Source organism: Okibacterium endophyticum (assembly GCF_054780075.1).
In genome coordinates this window covers 1-19,260 of sequence record NZ_BAAGXA010000013.1, presented here as the reverse complement: position 1 = coordinate 19,260, position 19,260 = coordinate 1, and the positions used below count along the sequence as shown (strand labels likewise).

Sequence of the window (19,260 nt, the reverse complement as noted above, 5' to 3'; positions counted from 1 at the left end):
ACTCACGTGCGCGTCGCTCGGCGGGCTCAGCCGTTTGAGGTCAGGATGCCGTCGCGCACGCGGTCGAGGTCGTCTCGCAGCCGTTTTACGGTCTCGTCGGTGAGCGAGCCGTTCGCCGCGCGTCGTCTGAGTTCGGAGCGGATGCCGTTCCGGAACTCTGAGATGGCGACGTCCGCCTCATGGAACGCGATGCGGCTCGTGGTGCGCGGGTCGACGTCAGATGCCGCAGCCCTCTCTGACTTCGGCTTGGAGGATGCTTCCCCTGCGGCAGACGCGAGGTCCGCCTTCAAGCTCTTCATCGCCTCGGTGACGCCGGCGCGAACCTGGTCGGCGAGGCGCCTGACCGAGTCGGTCATCTCGAGTTCGATCGCATTGAGCTCGTCTTCGCGTGCGGCGAGCTCTGCCCTGCCCGCGTCCGTGATCTCATAGACCGTCTTGCGGCCATCACTCGTTTTCGTCACGAGGCCTTCGTCTTCGAGCTTGGCGAGCCGGGGATAGATCGTTCCGGCGCTCGGTGAATACGTTCCGCCGAAGCGATTGCTGAGAGCCTGGATCATCTCGTATCCGTGGCGCGGCGCCTCGGCGAGCAGGCTGAGCAGGTACAGCCGCAGGCTGCCGTGCGAGAACACCGGGGTCACGATGCTGCTCCGCTCGCACTGGCATCTGCTGCCCTGTGCGCCGCGGTGTCACGCCTCAGAACCGTGACGTTGCCAGAGACCGAATTGCAGCGGATGTCTGTGTAGAAGTTGCCGTCGCCCTCGGTTGTGCTGGTGAAGCCCCTGCCACGTGTGCCAGAGACGACGTTGCCGTCGAGCTGCAGGGCGCCGGAGACCGTGTTCACGCTGTAGCGGGTGCCGACGTCGGGATCGAGACGCGCGGTCAGGCTTCCGCCGACCGAGTTCGTGGCGATCTTGTCGCACCTGCCGGTGACGTCGACGAAAACGTCACCGGAGACGCTGTCGCTGGTGAACCGGCTGAGCTCGCCCGACGCGGTGATGTCGCCGGATATGGTGTGCGCGGTGATCGCTCCGCGGTGGGAATGGGCGCTGAGCTCGCCAGAGACGCTGTTGAGGTCGATGTCGCCCACCAGACCCTCGGTCTGCAGCTCTCCGCTGACCGTGCTGAGCTTGCCGCTGGTGTGCAGGCCCGAGATCAGTGCGTTCGCGGAGAACATTCCGAACGTCAGGGCGATCTCTCGCGGCACGAGCACACTGATCTCCGCTTGTGCCGCCCTGCTGCCCCACGAGGTGAAGACCTCGAGAAAGTTGTCCCAGCCGAGCTGGGGGTGATCGATCTCGAGCGTGTCGCCGTCGATAGAAACCTTGAGCTCCTTGACCGACACCGAATGGACTTCGACCCTGGCCCCCGGCTCATCGTGTCCGATGATGTCGATCTGGCCGCCGAACAGGCCCACCTTGAGAGTGCGGACGATCTCGAGGTCGATGATGCGGGCCTCGCCCGGCTGCACTATCCATTTTTCGAGTGCCATTCGCTGATCCTTCGTCTAGGCCGTGCCGAACTGTGCACGGAATCCCACGCGATATATCGCGTTACGTGAGACTCACGATATATCGCGTCTCTCGTTGGAGTCAAGTGCACTCAGCAAGAACCCCGTGAGCACGCGCCGCTCCATCCGGTTCGACCCGTCTATCCGGACCGGCCGCGGCCTCAAGCGCCGACCGCTGCTCCGTGTGTGACACGCGGCCCTCTCGTGCAGCGCGTCACAACGTGCAGCGCGTCACAAACGGAGGCGCGCGTGACGAACTGGAGCGAGAGTGACCAAGCTCAGCCGCGCTCGACAGGCAGGCCGGCGGCCTGCCAGGCCTGAGTTCCGCCCTCGACGTTGACGGCATCCCAGCCGTTCTCGTTGAGGTAGTCGCTCACGCGCTGACTCCGGGCTCCGGACGCACAGATGACATAGACGGTTGTGTCGCGGGGAACCTCATCGATGCGGTCGAGAAAAGCGCTGAGGGGGATGGGTGTCACGCCGACGGCGCGGATCGCCCTGATCTCGTCGCTTTCGCGAACATCGATCACTGTGGGGCTCTCGATCGACGCCAGGTCGTTGACGGCAATGCTGGTCATGGTTTCTCCGGCTGTCTGTTCTGCGAGCTGCGTGCAGTCTCCAGCGTAAGCGACCGCCGGGCGGCGTATTCCGGCCCGTCTGTGAACGGCGGCTTGACATTGACGCCGCGTCAACCTTTAGCGTTGGTGCTGTTCGGAAGGAGAGAGCGCATGGAGTGGTCGATTCAGCAGATCGCGCGGCTGGCCGGCACAACGAGCCGCACGCTCAGGCACTACGGTGCCGTCGGCCTGCTCGAGCCGACGAGGATCGGGCAGAACGGCTATCGCTATTACAACGAAGAGGCACTGGTGCGCCTGCAGCGCATCCTGCTGCTGCGAGACCTCGGCCTCGGGCTGCCAGAGATCGCCGATGTGCTCGCGAAGCCCGACGAACCCACACGCGCCCTGCGCGGCCATCTGCAGTGGCTGCAGCAGGAGCAGGACCGGCTCACACTGCAGATCGCGTCGGTCGAAGACACCATCACCAGATTGGAAGGAGGGGAACAACTGATGGCAGAGAACATGTTCGACGGATTCGACCACACCCAGTACAGGGAAGAGGTCGAGGAGCGCTGGGGGAAGGATGCCTACGCAAAGGGCGATGCCTGGTGGCGCTCCCTGAGCGCGGCGGAGAAGGCCGAGTTCCAGAAGCGCGCGAGCGCACTGGCGAGCGACTGGGCCGATGCGGCCGCGCGTGGCGTCGCCGCAGACAGCGACGAGGCGCAGCGTCTGGCGGAGCGTCAGCTCGAGTGGCTGACCAGTGCGTACCAGGGCCAGGCGCCGACGAAGGAGCACTTCGTGGGCCTCGGCGAGATGTACGTCGCCGACGAGCGCTTCGGCGCCAACTATGGCGGTGCGAAGGGAGCCGAGTTCGTGCGAGACGCGATGCGCGTCTATGCGGAGCGGAACCTCTGATCGCCGCAAGAGCGATTGCGCACCGCGCATCGTCAGGCGCGCGTAGCCGAGCGCGCTTCTGGTGCCCCCGCCCCCTCGGGGGCGGGGACACCCGCCGTGCGAGGCCGCGACGCGAACAGCGGAATCGTCGCGTTGCACAGGGGGCCGACGAGCGCGGCGAAGAGGACAGTTCCGATGCCGACGTCGCCTCCGAGCATCCACCCCATGCCGAGCACGGTTCCCTCGACGAGAGTCCGACCGACCCAGAGCGGCCATCCGAGCCGTGTGCGGATGCCGGTCATCAGCCCGTCGCGCGGGCCGGGCCCGAATCCCGCGCCGATGTACACACCGGTCGCGGCGGCGAGCAGGGCGAGCCCTGCGGCGAACAGCATCACACGCAGCCAGAGGGGCAGGCCGGCGGGAATGACCCAGAGGCCGAGATCTGCGGCGGGGCCGACGAGCACAACGTTGAGTATCGTGCCGGCACCGGGCCTCTCTCTCAGGGGGATCCACGCGAGCAGAACAACGACGCCGACGACGACGGTGATCGCCCCGAAACCCCATCCGGTTTTCAGCGAGAGCCCCTGGGCAAGCACATCCCATGGCGAGACGCCGATCTCGGCGCGCAGCATCATGGCGATAGCGATGCCATACAGGGTGAGCCCGAGCAGCAGGCGAAAAATCCGAGAGAACACAAGATCAATCCAATTCTGCGATTGGCCTTTTGGCAAGAGGCCAATTCCCCTATCGTGGACTCTATGGTTGAGGTGCACATCACCGCGCGCGCCCTCGCGAGTCTGCTCGGACATTGGCGGGACAACGGTCCTGCCTATCGGAGCCTTGCCGATCGCATTCGCCTGCTCGTTCTCGACGGACGGGTGCCCGCCGATACCAGGCTCCCCGCGGAGCGTGACCTCGCAGAACGTCTCAATGTGAGCCGCACAACAGTCACCGCTGCATACCGCGAGCTGCGCGAAAGCGACTACCTCGTGAGCACGAGGGGATCCGGCAGTGTCGCGCGGCTGCCGGGAACACGCCCGGCCGATGCCTCGTTCCGCGAACACGGCTATCTCGATTTCTCGAAGGCAGCTCTGCCGCCCGCGCCACAGGTGCCGGATGCCGCACGGGTGGCGGCCGAACGGCTGCCGCGATACCTCGTCGGGCACGACTACGACGGGACGGGCATCACGGAGCTGCGCGAGGCGATAGCCGACCGCTACACAGACGCGGGGCTCGAGACCTCGCCAGACGAGCTCATGGTCACGCTCGGCGCCCAGCACGCCATAGCGCTCATCTCACGAACGTTCCTCCGCAGGGGAGACCCTGTCCTCATCGAGCAGCCGACCTATCCGCATGCCTTCGATGCCCTCCGCTCGGCGGGAGCACGCCCTGTGCCGGTTCCGGTGACGGCGGATGAGGGGTGGCCGGCCGACGAGATCGAGCAGGTGATCGAGACCACCCGCCCCTCGCTCGCCTATGTGATGCCGGACTTCCACAATCCGACCGGAGCGTCGATGGCCGACGAGACCAGGGGCAGGCTCTGCCGGTCCGCCGCCGGGCACAACACGACACTCGTCGTCGACGAGACGACGGCCGATCTGGACATCGATCGCGGCACGCTCCCTCCGTTCGGCGCGGGTGACACGGCCGGTGCGCGCATCGTGAGGGTGGGATCTGTGGGGAAGACCGTGTGGGGTGGCCTCCGGATCGGGTGGATCCGCGCGGATCCGTCGACGATTCGCACACTCGTGGCGGCCCGTATGCAGTCCGACCTGGGCACGCCGGTGCTCGAACAGCTCACCGTGCTGCACCTTCTGCCACAACTCGACGAGATCCTCGCGCTGCGACGCCGGCAACTCCGGGCGACCCGCGACCGGTTGTGCAGCCTGCTCGACGAGAGCCACCCGTCCTGGAAGGCCGCACGAGTCTCAGGGGGCCTCGCCGCGTGGGTGTCGCTCGGCGCTCCCGTGAGCTCGCAATTGGCGCTCGCCGCCCGCAACCAGGGACTCCTGATCGCCGCCGGGCCACGGTTCGGCATCGACGGCGCGTTCGAGCGCTTTATACGGATCCCCATCACCTATGGCATCGACGAGACCGAGCGTGCGGTGACGGCACTCGACGCCGCATGGCGATCGATAGTGAGGATGCCGATGCCGGACGACGGGAGCCTCTCGGCTGTCATCTGAACCTGCTTCGCCGGCGCAACCAGCCCCCGTGGCTGCGCACTTCTCCGTGCCGGTCTGCCGGACGGTCTGCGGCCTCGTTGCCGTGCCGGCATCCGCGCTCAGATCCGCGTCGCCGTCTGCCGCTAGAATCGGCGCACGCGCACCGCATACATCGATGCATCGTCGCGCCCGCAACGTTCCGCCGACTCTCAGAGGACCCACGTGCACCTGCTCGCAGTGCTCAGCATGAAGAACAGAGCGCTCATCGCGCTTGTCACGATAGTTGTCGCCGTCTTCGGCGGGCTGGCTCTGACCAGCCTCAAGCAGGAGCTCGCGCCGAATGTGGAGTTTCCGCAGCTGGCGATCGTCACCGACTATCCGGGTGCGGCGCCCGAGGTCGTGAACGACGATGTGTCCCTGCCCATCGAGACAGCGATCCAGGGCGTCGACGGCATCGAGTCGACGAGCGCGACCTCGAGCACCAACCTCAGCCTCGTGTCTGCCACCTTCACCTACGGCACCGATCTCGCGACGGCTGAGCAGAAGATCATGCAGGCGATCAATCGCATCGGCTCGCAGCTGCCAGAAGATCTCGACCCGCAGGTCCTCTCGGGCGGTTTGAGCGATCTGCCCGTCATCCAGCTCGCAGTGTCTGGCGACAACGGCACCGACGAGCTCACCGATCTGATCGAGCAGTCGGCGATCCCCGACATCGAAGACGTTGACGGCGTCAGGGCCGGCTCGCTGATCGGTGCCGTCGGTCAGCGGCTCGTGATCACACCCGATGATGCCGCGCTGGCGGCGGCGGGGCTCCAGCGCTCCGACATCTCGCAGGCGCTCGAGCAGAACGGTGTGCTCCTTCCGGCCGGCGAGATCACCGAGGGCGATCAGACTCTCGCGGTTCAGACCGGCACAAAGCTCGGCTCGGCTGACGACATCGCAGAACTGCCGATTGTCGGGACGACGCCAGGGGCATCCGTCACCACCATCGGCGACATCGCCTCTGTCGAACTCGCCGACAACCCGATCACGTCGATCTCGCGTGTGAACGGCGAGCCAGCGCTGACGATAGCCGTCACGAAGCTTCCAGACGCGAACACCGTCGACGTCTCGCAGGGTGTCCGTGCGATCCTGCCTCAGATCGAGGAATCGCTCGGTGAGAGCGTCACGGTCACCGTCGTCTTCGATCAGGCTCCATACATCGAGCAGTCCATCGAAGCTCTCGGGATCGAGGGTGTGCTCGGGCTGGTGTTCGCGATTCTGATCATCCTGATCTTCTTGCTCGACGTGCGCGCGACGATCGTGACGGCGATCTCGATTCCGACGTCGGTTCTCATCACGTTCATCGGCCTGCAGGCGTCGAACTATTCACTCAACATCCTGACCCTCGGTGCGTTGACCATCTCTATCGGGCGAGTGGTCGATGACTCGATAGTCGTGATCGAGAACATCAAACGCCACATGTCGGCGTCGCGTGATCGCACAGCAGATGGACGCGCCGCGATCATCGTGCGCGCCGTGCGCGAGGTGGCCGGCGCGATCACGGCCTCGACGATCACAACGGTCGCGGTGTTCCTGCCGCTTGCCTTTGTGAGCGATATGACGGGTGAGCTGTTCCGTCCGTTCGCGCTCACCGTGACGATCGCCCTGCTCGCTTCGCTGCTGGTCGCGCTCACGATCGTGCCCGTGCTCGCGTACTGGTTCCTGCGTGCGAGGGAACAGCGTGCGCCGAAGCCGGCAAAACAGGCCAAGCCGACCCGGGCCGAGCGCAAGGAGCTCGCGAAGGCGCAGGCCGCCGACGCCCTCGCGGCACGCTCTGCCGAGACGACGCCAGCGCCCGAGAGCGACCCCGGCAAGGTTGCCGACGGAAGGCCTCTGGTTGCGGCGGCACCGGTCATCGTCGACGAGGTCTACATCGCTCCGACCAAAGAGATGGTCGACGCCGGTCGTGCCCGGCAGGCGGCCGCTGAACAGGCCATGGCAGAGCAGGCCGAGGCGGAGCGCGCGCTCTCTGAACGGGCGGTGCCGACCCGCCGCTCCCGCCGTGGAGACGATGGGATCGACGATGACCTCGAGACCCCGACACGGCTGCAGCGCGGGTACCTCCCGATCATCAACTGGACCCTCAGGCACTCGGTCACGACGTTGCTGTTGTCGGTGCTCGTGCTCGGCGGGACCCTCGCGCTCGTGCCGTTTATGAAAACGAACTTTCTGGGCGACACAGGCCAGAACACCCTCAGCGTGTCGCAGACACTGCCTGTGGGGTCGAGTCTCGAGGCACAGGATGCCGCGGCGAGCGAGGTCGAAGAGGTGTTGCGCGGCATCGACGGCATCGAGACCGTGCAGCTGTCGATCGGGTCGAGCGGCAGCGCGCTGGCCGATGCGTTCGGGGGAGGCGGCGCGGGAACCGTCACGTATTCGATCACCACGGACCCGGACGCCGAGCAGGTCGAGCTGCAAGACAGGGTGCGGAACGAGCTCGAAGACCTGACGGATGCCGGAACGATCACCGTCGGGACCGCCGGCGGATTCGGGGCGTCGAATGACATCGAGGTCGATGTCACAGCACCGACAGAGGCGGCGCTGAACGACGCGACGCAGGTGCTGACCGAGGCGGCGGGTGAGGTCGACGGCGTTCTGCAGGTCACGAACACACTCACGGAGTCCCGCCCGTACATAGCCGTTGTCGTCGACAGGGCCGCTGCTGCCGCAGCCGGTTACTCGGAGGTCGCGCTCGGCAGTGTGGTCTCTGCGGCCATGCAGCCGCAGACCATCGGCTCGGTGGCCATCGACGACAGCTCGGTGAGCATCTACCTCGCGACAGAGGATCCGCCGACGACCGTGCAAGAGCTCGTTGACCTCCAGGTGCCGACGCTGACCGGACCCGTCGCACTCGACGAGCTCGCGAGCGTCGAAGAGGTCGACGGCCCCGACAGCATCACGGCGGTCAGGGGTCAGCGCTCGGCGACGGTCGTCATCACGCCCTCGAGCGACAACATCGGAACGGTGAGCGCCGAGATCCAGAGCATGATCGACGGCACGTCTCTCGATTCCGGCGCTTCGGCATCCCTCGGCGGTGTCAGCGAAGACCAGAACACGGCGTTCCAGCAGCTCGGCATAGCGATGCTCGCGGCGATCCTCATCGTCTACATCGTGATGGTCGCGACGTTCAGGTCGCTGCGCCAGCCGCTGCTGCTGCTCGTGTCTGTGCCGTTCGCCGCAACGGGTGCCATCGGCCTGCAGGTGCTGACAGGAGTGCCGCTTGGCGTCGCGTCGCTCGTCGGTGTGCTGATGCTCATCGGCATCGTGGTCACGAACGCGATTGTGCTCGTCGACCTGATCAACCAGTATCGGCGCAGGGGGATGTCTGCCGTGGAGGCCGTCAGGCACGGTGCCTCGAGAAGGCTCCGGCCGATCCTGATGACGGCGCTTGCGACCATCTTCGCCCTGGTGCCGATGGCGCTCGGGATCACGGGCCACGGCGGGTTCATCTCTCAGCCGCTCGCGATTGTTGTGATCGGCGGGCTGGTGTCGTCGACGGTTCTGACGCTCGTGGTTCTGCCGACGCTCTACAACCTCGTCGAGGGTGCCAGGGAGCGTCGGGTCGCGAAGCGCGAGGCGAAGGCCGCGGCCGCGTCTGCCGAAGGCTAGGCTCGTTCGATGACCACCCCACCCTTTGTGCTCGCGCTCCGCGCCAAGATCGGGCACGATGAGCTGTGGCTGAGCGGCGTGACGGCCGTCGTCGAGCGCGACGGTGAGGTGCTGCTGGTCAAGCGCACCGACGACGGAACCTGGACGAGCGTGACCGGCATCATCGATCCGGGCGAGGAGCCGGCGGTGGCCGCCGAGCGCGAGGTGCTCGAAGAAGCCGGGATCGTCGCCGTGGCCGAACGACTGGCATGGGTGCACTCGCTGTCTCCGCACAGGTGGCAGAACGGCGACCTGGCGCGTTTTCTCGATCTCACCTTTCGCTGCCGCTATGTTTCAGGGATGCCACATCCGGCCGACGGTGAGAACAGCGAGGTCGGCTGGTTCGCTGTTGACGCGCTTCCGCCGATGTCTGAGGACCAGGTGAAGAGAATCGATGCAGCGCTCTCCGACGACGTGGCTGCTCGCTTCGAGCGCTGAAGCGCCGTGGGCTTGTCGCGTCGTGTGAACGACGGCATCCGCGCTGCTGCGCCCGCCGCCGTGCCGTTCGCCCGTCGCCAACGCACCGAATGAGCGTGGATTCGGTGCGTTGGCGTCGGCCGAACGGCCGGTGGTGCTGCCGCACAACGGGTATGCCCGATACGGCTCGCCCGTGTGGGTGCTGTGACCGCGAGCCTGGTTCAGCCCAGCTCGCGAAGCCGCGGCACAACGTCTCGGGCGAACTGGTCGAGGAACCGCTTCTGGTTGTGCCCGGGGCCGTGGAAGACGAGATGGTTGAGCCCCGCGTCGAGGTACGGGGTGATCTGCGCGAGGGCGTCGTCGGGGTTCGACGCGACGATCCAGCGCTTCGCGACCTGCTCGATCGGCAGGGCATCGGCGGCCGCCTCCATCTCGATGGGGTCGTCGATCGAGTGCTTCTGCTCCGGTGTCAGCGACAGGGGAGCCCAGAACCTGGTGTTCTCGAGCGCTTGACCCGGGTCGGTGTCGTACGAGATCTTGATCTCGATCATCCGGTCGATGTCGTGTGCGGATCGCCCCGCCTTCTCAGCGCCTTCAGCCACCGCGGGCATGAGCTTGTCTGTGTAGAGCTCCATGCCCTTGCCCGATGTGCAGATGAAGCCGTCACCCGCGCGTCCGGCATACCTCGCGACGACAGGGCCGCCTGCGGCGACGTACACGGGGATGCCGCCGGCCGGCACGTCATAGATCGACGCGCCTTTCGTGCGGTAGAACTCCCCGTCGAAATCGACGCGGTCTCCGAGCCAGAGCCGGCGCATCAGGTCGACTGATTCGCGCAGCCGCGCGAAGCGTTCCGTGAACTCGGGCCATTCGCCCGCGAAGCCCGTGGCGATCTCGTTGAGGGCTTCGCCCGTGCCGACGCCCAGGAACACGCGATCGGGATACAGGCATCCCATGGTGGCGAACGCCTGCGCGACGACAGCCGGGTTGTAGCGGAAGGTGGGAGTCATCACGCTTGTGCCGATCCGGATGTGCTTCGTGCGCTCGCCGACCGCCGTCATCCACGCGATCGAGAACGGCGCGTGCCCGCCGTTGTGGCGCCACGGCTGGAAGTGGTCGCTCACGGTGACGCTGTCGAAGCCGTGTTCTTCGGCCATCACGCCGAGCTCAACGAGTTCGCGCGGCCCGAACTGCTCCGCTGATGCCTTTAATCCCAACCTGAGCACTATGGCCTCCACCCGTCCGACGTCGTCTGCCTCCAACCTACCGGCGCCCCGCACCGGATCCGCCTTCTCGGGCATCGTGCGCTGTGATAACGTGGTCCGCCGAAGGAGCTGACATGACGAACGCGATATACATGAGGTTGAGGACTGCCTGACGGCAGGGCTTCAGCCTGATACGCGCACGTCGCGTTCAACGCGTGTGTGCTCACCGGCATCCGCCGGGCGACTGTGTCGCCGGGTGTGCCTGATCTGCAGGGGCTCGTGCCGTTCGACTGCCATTGACCGGGCGGCGGCGGCTTTCTTGAGACGATTCTCTTCTCTCTCTTTCGCGCTGCACCGGTGTCGTTCGACATCAGGGAGCAACTATGCGTTCGCGCATGCGTGCACATCAGCACGTTCAGAAGAACATCCAACATTCCGTACGTTCGCACGGTCCGGGTTCGGCCTCTGCGCCCGTCGGCGGGCGACACGAGAACGGCCAGAACTTTCTGGTCGATCGACGCCTCGCGCGCGACATCGCCGACATCGCCGCCGGATGGCACCCGAGAGACCGTGTCGTCGAATTCGGGTCGGGAGACGGAGCCATCACACAGCATCTGGTCTCGCGGAGACTGACCACGACCGCCGTCGAGATCGACCCGCGCTGCGTCTGGCGTCTTCGCGATCGGTTCGGCGACCGGCTGACCGTCGTTCAGGGCGACATGCTGGAGTATCGCTTCGCGGGCGCCGCCAACATCGTGTCGAACGTGCCCTATCACCTCACAACACCACTGCTCAAGAAGCTGCTGGCCGAGCGGGCGTGGTCTCACGCGCTTCTGCTGGTGCAGTGGGAGGTGGCGCGCAAGCGTGCAGCTGTCGGAGGAACCACGCTGATGACCGTGCAGTGGTGGCCCTGGTACGACTTCACCCTGCTGAGACGTGTTCCCGCCTCGGGTTTTCGGCCTGTTCCGAGCGTTGACTCCGGACTGCTTCAGATCGATCGTCGTGTGACGTCGCTGCTGCCGTGGCGTGAACGCGGCAGGTACCAGCGATTGGTTGCGGCGGTCTTCACCGCGAAGGGACGCGGCGTCAGGGCGATGGCCTCCAACGTGGTCGGTGCGCGCACCGCTGCCGAGTGGGCTGCAGCGAACCGTGTGGCGGGTGACGTCCTACCGAAGCACCTGGATGCCGGCGCCTGGGTCGACCTCGCCACGCGTGCCAGGCGCTGACGTGCGCCGCGAGTGATCCGAGTCCGAGTCCGAGCTCGGGCTCGCGTCCGCGCCCGGGCCCGCGTGAGCCAAGACGAGCGGGTCGTCGACGGGCGGGTGGACGAACCTCGCGGCCACCTTTTCGTCTGCCCTGTGTTGTCTCACGGTGATCACCCTGTCTACGACCAGCCCGATGACGATCGCTATCGCGATGCCGATGGCGGCGCCGAGCAGCGGCTGGTCCTTGACCCAGTGCCCGGCGAGTGAGCCGATCGCGACGGAGTACGCCGCCCACGAGGCGCCGGCGATCATGGTCAGCGGAATGAACCGCCGGCGGGGGAACCGGGTCGCTCCCGCCGTCATGTTCACCGCGATGCGGCCGACCGGAATGTAGCGGGCGACGAAGATGAGCATCGCACCACGCCTGGCGAGTCCGCGATCCGCCCAGCGCAGAGCCGCAGCGACACGAGGCCGACGCATCCAGCGGAATCTCGTGACGCCGAGGGCGCGGCCGAGCGCGTAGGCGATGTTGTCGCCGATCATCGCGCCCGCCGCCGCTGCGACCCCCAGCAGCAGAATGTTCGGGGAGCCGGTGGACACTCCGATGGCGACAGCTGCGACGAGCACCGTTTCGCTGGGGACCGGGGGAAAGAAACCGTCGATCACGGCGACCGCGAATGTGATCAGGTAGATCCACGGTGAGGTGACCGTGTCGAGGATCGCGTCGGTGATGATGTCCATGGGATTCCGTTCACGTCGTGGCTGATGTTGCTCACGTTACAAAGCGGATGTCCCCCGTCGCGTCACCCCCTGGTAGCGACGGCATCCGTCTGCGGTACCACGTCTGCAGGCGCTCGTGTGCGGGTGGTCGTCGCGGCGGCGGCGGCGCGCATTCCTGCGGCTCCACGCTGTGTGGCGATCCGGAGGGTGACGAACATCAGCAGCACACTGAGCGCGGCGACAGGTGCGGACAGCCCGAGCGCGAAGAGAACGGCGACGCTCGCCACACCGGTGATCGAGCCGAGCGCGACCCGACGGCCGGATGCTCCCGGATGGCGTGCGGCGCGGTGCTCGAATCGTGCGGTGAGCAGCGTGACCAGGCCGACGGCGACGAAAGCGATGACCAGCCAGGCCGGCCGCGTGGCCCACCAGCCGTCGGAGCCGATGGCGGGCAGGCCCAGCCCGAGCAGGGGAGCGACGAGCACAGACAGACCGGCGAGGCCGATCAGAACAGGCATATGCCACAGGTAGATCGTCATCGAGCGGGTGCCGATGGCGTCTGCGACCCGGGCGATCGTGGGGCGTTCCGCCCAGCGGCGAAGCATGGGCTGGGCGAGTGACAGCAGAAACACCTGCCCGACGGCGAGGCCGATGATGGCGAGTGTGGGCGGGTTGAGGTTCACATACATGTCGGCGGAGTATGGGCCGACGGCGGTGAGCACGATCAGTCCGCCGAACGCCACGGCGGCGAGTCCGAGCCTGGCGGACGTCGAGATCGTCTCGATGCGCACCAGCCAGAATCCGAGCTGCTGGACGAAGAGCCACACGAAGGCGAGGTTGACGAAGCCGATCGCCTCGATGCCCGTCGCGATCCGCGTCGCATCGATGCCCGCCGCGAGGGCGCCGAGCACCACAAGCGTTGCGACCGGACGGCGCTCGTGCGCGAGCACGAGCAGTGGCACGAGTGCCTGGCAGAGAACATAGACGCCCAGGAACCAGAGCGGCTGCGAAATGCGGAAGCCGGCTATGGCGACCATCTCGGCAGAGACGCCCGCGGCGCTCAGTGCAAGGAGGGCGACGCCGACAGCGCCGATCACGACGATCGCGGGCATAAGCAGCCGATGCAGCCTGCCGGCGACGAACGAGGCGGGGGTCGCGCCCGTGGCGCGAGCCCGTTGCCACCCGGTGATGCTCGAGAATCCGCCCGCGATGAAGAACAGCGGCATCATCTGCAGGAACCAGCTTGCAGCGGGGAACCAGTCGGTGTCGGCGATGGCGTTCTCGAAAACGGGACCGCTGTCGCCCATCGTCACACCGACCATCATCGCGTGCAGCGCGACGACGACGATGAGGCATCCGGCACGCACCAGGTCGATGCTGCGATCTCGGATGCCGGCTGTCGGCACGGTCACTGCGGCCGAGGGCTTCGGCGCGGGCCGCACGATCGTGCGCCGGCTCTGTGCCGTGCCTGCCGTGCCCGTTCCTGCCGTGCCCGTTCCTGTCGTGCCTGGGAATGCCGTGACGGTCATGCTGTGCTCCTTGACGATGACGACTCTTATGCTGTCGTGCCGTCACGGTACGGGCACGCTGACCACGTCGGCATCACCCGGCGGTGCGATTTCACCCCCATACGCCGGGATGAGGCTGGCGGAACGAGAAAACGGGTGTCGTCCCGTTGGGACGACACCCGCCTGTGCTGCGGATGGTGTTACTGCTGAGCGCCGATCGCGAAACGAACTGCACCTTCAGCATTCACTTCAGCGTCGAGAACCTTGTCTGACAGCTGAACCGCGGCGTTCTCTTCGAGGAAGACGCGGGCTCCGGAACTCTCGACGATCTCGTCGCCTGACTCCGGTGCACCGGCGACGGCGACCGCGAAATCACCGGCGTCCGGATCCTGGCTGCTACTGATTCGCAGCCCTCCATCTTCTGTGCCGGTCGTCTGGGTGGCGATCGTCTTGACGATGGTGCTTGCATTCTCGGTGAGGGTGAGCATGTGCTCTCCTTCCGGTAGCGGATATGAGTTATCCACGTTTCCCCACCCCCGCACACGGGGCAACCCGACGGCCTCTGATTGTGAGCACTTTCACATGGAGAGGCCGGCGACGCACCGTGTCACTTCGCGGGTTCGACCAGACCGGCGTTGTAGGCGAAGATCACGGCCTGCACACGGTCGCGCAGGCTCAGCTTCGAGAGGATCTTGCTGACGTGGGTCTTGACGGTCTGCTCGGCGATGAACAGACGTGCAGCGATCTCGCCGTTCGACAGTCCGGAGCCGATGAGCGTGAGCACTTCGCGTTCGCGATCGGTGAGCCCGTGCAACTCGAGAGGCGCGCGTGTGGCCGGTCGCTGTTGCATGCTGAACTGCTCGATCAGCCGCTTCGTCACGCTCGGCGCGAGCAGCGCATCGCCTGCGGCGACGACGCGCACGGCCTGCACCAGGTCGTCCGGAAGAGAGTCTTTGAGCAGGAACCCGCTCGCGCCCGCTTTCAGCGCGTCATAGACATAGTCGTCGATGTCGAACGTCGTCAACATGATCACACGGGGAACGTGGGGGAGCGGATGGTCGGGCGAGAGCAGCTGCCTGGTCGCCTCGATCCCGTTCAGGTTCGGCATACGCACGTCCATGAGCACAACGTCGGGCTTGATCTGACGCACCAGCTGAACCGCCTCGACGCCGTCGCTGGCCTGACCGACGACGCGGATGGCATCCTGTGCATCGAGAAGCGCGGCGAAGCCGGCTCTGACCATTGCCTGGTCGTCTGCGATGACCACGGAGATCGTCATGGGGTGTCCTCGAGGTCTTGGTGGAGCGGAAGCACTGCTCTCACACGATACCCTCCACCCTCTGTGGGCCCGGACTCGACGGTGCCGCCGAGGAACGAGGCTCGCTCGCGCATGCCGACGAGGCCGTGTCCGCTCCCGCGCGACAACGGCCCGGGGGGTGTTGTGCTCGGCGCGTTGACGATCATCAGCGTCACCGCTTGAGTCGTGCCGCCGAGCGAGACGGTGATCGGAGCGCCTGGGGCGTGTCGCACGGCATTGCTGATGGCTTCTTGCGCGATGCGGAAGGTGGCGACGTGCACGGATGCCGGCACATCGGCCGGTATCTCACCCTGGCTCAGAGAAATCGCCACACCCGCGCGCGCTGCGCTGTCGACCAGCCCCGCGATGTCGCCGATCCCCTGCTGGGGAACAAGGTCGGCGTCCTCTTCGCCGTTTCGAAGCACACCGAGCAGTCGCCGCATCTCGCTCATCGCCTCGCGCGCAGATCGTCCGATGTCGTCGAACTCCGTGGCGGCCGCGTCGTTGATCTCGGGAAGCCGGTATCTCGCGGTTGTCGCCTGCACCTGGATGATCGACATACTGTGCGCGACGACGTCGTGCAGTTCACGGGCGATGCGCTGGCGTTCCTCGACGAGCATCCGCCGTGATTGCTCTGCCGCACTGATCTCGCGCTCTTGCAGGAGCTGCGCCCTGATGCGCTGACGCTGGGCGATGAGAACCGCGAGCAGGTACACGGCCCCCGTGATCGATGTGGCGATGATGATGTTCGCCATTGCGGCGTCGAGTTGCTGCACACCCAGTTGCTGCCACACCGTCACCCCCACCGAGGTGGCGAGGGACAGCAGGTAGGCCCACAGACCGAGCTGCCAGCCGCGGTAGAAGGTCAGCAGTGCGATGAGCGCGGCGAAGGCGAGCATCGACGTCACGGACCATGGCCAGGGGTATGTCCGTCCACCCGAGATGGTCGACATGCTGGCCAGGGCGAAAATCGAGACGACGAAAACGACGATGGCGAGCACAGGACGAGCGGGTGCGAGCAGGATCGAGCCGCACTGCATCACACCGAGAGCGAAGGCCAGGGCTACCTGAACGCCGTATCCGGCGCTGTTGATCGGAACAGAGACAGAGAAGAGGGTGACGGCGACGAGGCTGACGCCCAGCCACCATGCGACGGTGGGGAGGCCGGTCGACGTGTCGACAGGGCCGAGGCGCAGTCGCCGTTTGATCTCCACGGTGTCATCTTGCCATGTGCCACGGACGCTCGGCCCACACCGATGCCTTCACACCGGAGGGTGTGAAGGCATCGGCCCCGTCTGTTGCTCGTTATGTGGTTCGACGGCTGTTGCGGGTGATGAGCCCCCAGATCAGCAGAACGATGATCGCGCCGCCGATGGCGAGGAGCCACGTCTGCAGACTCCAGAACTCCTGCAGGTTCGCGTTGAAAAGCAGACCGCCGAGCCATCCGCCGAGAAGAGCGCCGACCACTCCGAGCAGCAGCGTGACAAACCAGCCGCCGCCCTGTTTGCCCGGCAGGATCGCCTTCGCTATGGCGCCCGCTATCAGACCGAGAAGAAGAAACGCGAGGAAGCCCATGGCTCCACCTCCATTCGTCAGACGGGACCCCGGTGCGGGGAACCGTGCGCCGGCCGGAACAGTGCCGGTTAAGCCTGAAGATACTCCGGATCAGCTGATTCCTCATCGGGTCGCTCTGGTTGGCATCGGTCGATGGAACGGCTCGCTTCGACGGCAAGAGCCTGAAGCGTTCCGTGACTTCCCAGCCGACGTGGTGTAGCGTTGCCGGGTCGGCTCTGGACACCGCATGGATGCATGTGGATGGGTTTGTAAGTCTGGTGGGCCGGTTTCGCCTCGAAAACGAGTGCGGATTCACACGATGTGAACGGTCCCGGCCATTGATCGCCCGGGTAATGAGAATGCCCGCAGTTCTGCTGCGCGTGTTGCTGTTTCATTCTGAGATAACCCGGAAAGAACTATGCCCAAGAACAAAAAAGCCGCTGGCGGCCGCCCCGCGAAGAACTTCGACCCGAGCTATTCGACGCGCGTCGCTGCGAAGAAGAAGGCCGGTCCCAAGGTCGGAAGCCGCAGCCCGAACCATCGCGGCTACCGTCCCGTCGAAGACGCACCCAAAAAGGCGCGTTGGAATGCCGAAGAGCGTGCAACCCGGGCCGCCGGGCCCTACTCCGATGAACCGCGCGAGCGGCGCGAGCCCCGTGAGTCGCGTGGGTACGAACGCACCGAAGGTCGTCGTGACGACACGGGTCGTGCTGAGCGTGCTCCGCGTCGTGACGACGCTCGCCGCGATGACCGCGCGCCCCGTCGTGACGACACCGGACGTGCTCAGCGTGCCCCGCGTCGTGACTACGCCGACCGTGCTCCGCGTGGTGACTACGCCGACCGTGCTCCGCGTCGCGACTCTGCTGACCGCGCTCCCCGTGGCGGCTTCGCGGATCGCACACCCCGTCGTGACCTCACGGACCGTGCGCCGCGTCGTGATGACCGTGCGGATCGTGCCCCTCGTCGTGATCGCGATGAGCGCGCTCCTCGTCGTGACTTCACTGATCGTGCGCCACGCGCTGATCGCGCAGAGCGCGCTCCTCGCCGCGACTTCTCGGACCGTGCTCCCGGCCGCGGACCGAAGCGCGATGACGGCAACGGGCGTGCTCCTCGACACACGGAGCGCAGCGACAGCAATTTCTACCCGAGACGTGACGAGAAGCCGCAGCGCTTCACGCCAGACGACGATGTGGTTCTCGAGCGGCTTGAGGCCGATGCCATCGAGGCGAAGGATGTCGTCGGTGTGAGCTTCGCAGACCTCGGTCTCGGCGGCAACATCAGTGCCGCGCTCGCCGACCTCGGTGCGGCGTCGCCGTTCCCGATTCAGGCGGCGACCATTCCCGATGTGCTCTCGGGCAAAGACGTGCTCGGTCGCGGGCGCACGGGCTCTGGCAAGACCATTGCGTTCGGCGCGCCTCTCGTCGAGAAGCTGATGGAGAACGGCGGAGGCAAGAAGCGCCAGATGGGGCGCAAGCCACGTGCGCTGATTCTTGCGCCGACCCGCGAACTCGCGCTGCAGATCGACCGCACCGTCCAGCCGATCGCGCGCAGTGTCGGTCTCTTCACCACACAGATCTACGGTGGTGTTCCACAGGGCCGTCAGGTGGGTGCGCTTCAGCGCGGTGTCGACATCGTGATCGGCACGCCCGGGCGCATCGAAGACCTCATCGAGCAGGGTCGTCTCGACCTCTCCGAGGTTGCGGTCACCGTGCTCGACGAGGCAGACCACATGTGCGATCTCGGGTTCCTCGAGCCGGTGCAGCGCATCCTGCGGCGCACGGCGCCCGGCGGTCAGAAACTGCTCTTCTCGGCGACCCTCGACAAGGGTGTTGCGATGCTGGTCAAGGAGTTCCTCGATGAGCCGGCTGTGCACGAGGTCGCGGGCGAAGACCAGGCCTCGTCGACGATCGATCACCGTGTTCTCGTCGTCGAGCACCGTGACAAAGACCTGCTGATCGAACGGCTGGCCGACCGCAACGAGAAGACGCTGATCTTCTCGCGCACGCGTGCGTACGCGGAGCGGCTCGCCGACCAGCTTGAAGACGCCGGCATAGCGGCGGTCTCATTGCACGGCGACCTCAACCAGTCGAGGCGCACGCGCAACCTGCAGCAGCTGACCTCGGGCCGGGTCAACGTGCTTGTGGCGACAGACGTCGCTGCACGCGGCATCCACGTCGATGACATCACTCTCGTGATCCAGGCCGATGCCCCCGATGAGTACAAAACGTACCTTCACCGCTCGGGTCGCACGGGCCGCGCGGGCAAAGAGGGTGTCGTTGTGACGATCATTCCGCGCAGTCGTCGTCGTCGCATGAGCGAGTTGCTCGACCGGGCCGAGATCGACGCATCGTTCGTCGAGGCGGCTCCCGGCGATGACATCGTCGAAGAGCTCGCCGGCGGCATGTCGCTCGCAGATCTCACCGCCTGACACGGCGAGCAGATCGGGCCGGTGCCCGGAACGTTCCCCCCCCGTTACTTTGTTCGTGCCTGCTTTGGAGTGATCCTGGTGGGTGTTGGCCTGCTGGGTCCGGCATGATCGTT

Annotated in this window: 17 protein-coding genes; 6 read left to right on the top strand and 11 right to left on the bottom strand. The window is 66.1% G+C overall.

Going from position 1 to position 19,260, the window contains the following annotated elements:
• Positions 1 to 26 precede the first annotated feature (26 nt).
• From ACYVF5_RS16550 to ACYVF5_RS16540, 3 genes are all read right to left on the bottom strand, one after another.
• Entirely contained in the window at positions 27 to 638 is a 612-nt protein-coding gene (locus tag ACYVF5_RS16550) for a PadR family transcriptional regulator (protein WP_460948444.1), read from the bottom strand.
• The gene (locus ACYVF5_RS16545; protein ID WP_460948442.1) at positions 635 to 1,489 is read right to left on the bottom strand and encodes a DUF4097 family beta strand repeat-containing protein; all 855 of its coding nucleotides are present in this window, start codon (positions 1,487 to 1,489) and stop codon (positions 635 to 637) included. Before ACYVF5_RS16545 ends, ACYVF5_RS16550 begins: the two co-directional genes overlap by 4 nt.
• A 296-nt stretch (positions 1,490 to 1,785) precedes the next feature.
• Entirely contained in the window at positions 1,786 to 2,085 is a 300-nt protein-coding gene (locus tag ACYVF5_RS16540) for a rhodanese-like domain-containing protein (RefSeq protein WP_460948441.1), read from the bottom strand.
• 150 nt (positions 2,086 to 2,235) lie between these two features.
• Here ACYVF5_RS16540 and ACYVF5_RS16535 point away from each other — a divergent pair, with 150 nt between their 5' ends.
• Positions 2,236 to 2,979 carry a MerR family transcriptional regulator gene (locus ACYVF5_RS16535; protein WP_460948439.1) on the top strand — a complete coding sequence of 248 codons (744 nt, stop codon included), beginning with the start codon at positions 2,236 to 2,238 and terminating at the stop codon, positions 2,977 to 2,979.
• A gap of 32 nt (positions 2,980 to 3,011) precedes the next feature.
• On the opposite strand, the gene yczE is transcribed toward ACYVF5_RS16535, so the two are convergent.
• Entirely contained in the window at positions 3,012 to 3,653 is a 642-nt protein-coding gene (gene yczE, locus ACYVF5_RS16530; RefSeq protein ID WP_460948437.1) for a membrane protein YczE, read from the bottom strand.
• Positions 3,654 to 3,716: 63 nt separating this feature from the next.
• Here yczE and yczR point away from each other — a divergent pair, with 63 nt between their 5' ends.
• The 3 genes from yczR to ACYVF5_RS16515 all read left to right on the top strand — a co-directional run bounded on the left by yczR (position 3,717) and on the right by ACYVF5_RS16515 (position 9,251).
• Positions 3,717 to 5,144: a MocR-like transcription factor YczR gene (gene yczR / locus ACYVF5_RS16525; protein WP_460948435.1), complete on the top strand. Its 1,428-nt coding sequence runs from the start codon at positions 3,717 to 3,719 to the stop codon at positions 5,142 to 5,144.
• Positions 5,145 to 5,345: 201 nt separating this feature from the next.
• Positions 5,346 to 8,774, top strand: a complete 3,429-nt coding sequence (locus ACYVF5_RS16520) for an efflux RND transporter permease subunit (protein ID WP_460948433.1) — start codon at positions 5,346 to 5,348, stop codon at positions 8,772 to 8,774.
• A 9-nt stretch (positions 8,775 to 8,783) separates the two neighbouring features.
• The gene (locus ACYVF5_RS16515) at positions 8,784 to 9,251 is read left to right on the top strand and encodes an NUDIX hydrolase (protein WP_460948431.1); all 468 of its coding nucleotides are present in this window, start codon (positions 8,784 to 8,786) and stop codon (positions 9,249 to 9,251) included.
• Between the two features lie 200 nt (positions 9,252 to 9,451).
• On the opposite strand, the gene fgd is transcribed toward ACYVF5_RS16515, so the two are convergent.
• Positions 9,452 to 10,456 carry a glucose-6-phosphate dehydrogenase (coenzyme-F420) gene (gene fgd, locus ACYVF5_RS16510; protein WP_460948466.1) on the bottom strand — a complete coding sequence of 335 codons (1,005 nt, stop codon included), beginning with the start codon at positions 10,454 to 10,456 and terminating at the stop codon, positions 9,452 to 9,454.
• Between the two features lie 374 nt (positions 10,457 to 10,830).
• Between fgd and erm the strand changes: the two genes are divergently transcribed.
• The gene (gene erm / locus ACYVF5_RS16505) at positions 10,831 to 11,661 is read left to right on the top strand and encodes a 23S ribosomal RNA methyltransferase Erm (RefSeq protein ID WP_460948429.1); all 831 of its coding nucleotides are present in this window, start codon (positions 10,831 to 10,833) and stop codon (positions 11,659 to 11,661) included.
• Here the strand turns inward: erm and ACYVF5_RS16500 are convergent.
• The 6 genes from ACYVF5_RS16500 to ACYVF5_RS16475 all read right to left on the bottom strand — a co-directional run bounded on the left by ACYVF5_RS16500 (position 11,602) and on the right by ACYVF5_RS16475 (position 16,740).
• The gene (locus ACYVF5_RS16500; RefSeq protein ID WP_460948427.1) at positions 11,602 to 12,381 is read right to left on the bottom strand and encodes a DedA family protein; all 780 of its coding nucleotides are present in this window, start codon (positions 12,379 to 12,381) and stop codon (positions 11,602 to 11,604) included. The genes erm and ACYVF5_RS16500 overlap by 60 nt on opposite strands.
• Positions 12,382 to 12,443: 62 nt before the next feature.
• Entirely contained in the window at positions 12,444 to 13,889 is a 1,446-nt protein-coding gene (locus ACYVF5_RS16495; RefSeq protein WP_460948425.1) for an acyltransferase family protein, read from the bottom strand.
• A 179-nt stretch (positions 13,890 to 14,068) separates the two neighbouring features.
• A complete protein-coding gene (locus ACYVF5_RS16490; RefSeq protein WP_460948423.1) occupies positions 14,069 to 14,356 on the bottom strand; it encodes an iron-sulfur cluster assembly accessory protein in 288 nt (95 codons plus the stop codon).
• 119 nt (positions 14,357 to 14,475) lie between these two features.
• A complete protein-coding gene (locus tag ACYVF5_RS16485) occupies positions 14,476 to 15,147 on the bottom strand; it encodes a response regulator (protein WP_460948421.1) in 672 nt (223 codons plus the stop codon).
• The gene (locus ACYVF5_RS16480) at positions 15,144 to 16,379 is read right to left on the bottom strand and encodes a sensor histidine kinase (protein WP_460948419.1); all 1,236 of its coding nucleotides are present in this window, start codon (positions 16,377 to 16,379) and stop codon (positions 15,144 to 15,146) included. Before ACYVF5_RS16480 ends, ACYVF5_RS16485 begins: the two co-directional genes overlap by 4 nt.
• Before the next feature lie 91 nt (positions 16,380 to 16,470).
• A complete protein-coding gene (locus tag ACYVF5_RS16475) occupies positions 16,471 to 16,740 on the bottom strand; it encodes a GlsB/YeaQ/YmgE family stress response membrane protein (RefSeq protein ID WP_460948418.1) in 270 nt (89 codons plus the stop codon).
• Positions 16,741 to 17,137: 397 nt separating this feature from the next.
• On the opposite strand from ACYVF5_RS16475, the gene ACYVF5_RS16470 reads away from it, so the two are divergent.
• A complete protein-coding gene (locus tag ACYVF5_RS16470; protein ID WP_460948416.1) occupies positions 17,138 to 19,147 on the top strand; it encodes a DEAD/DEAH box helicase in 2,010 nt (669 codons plus the stop codon).
• Positions 19,148 to 19,260 lie beyond the last annotated feature (113 nt).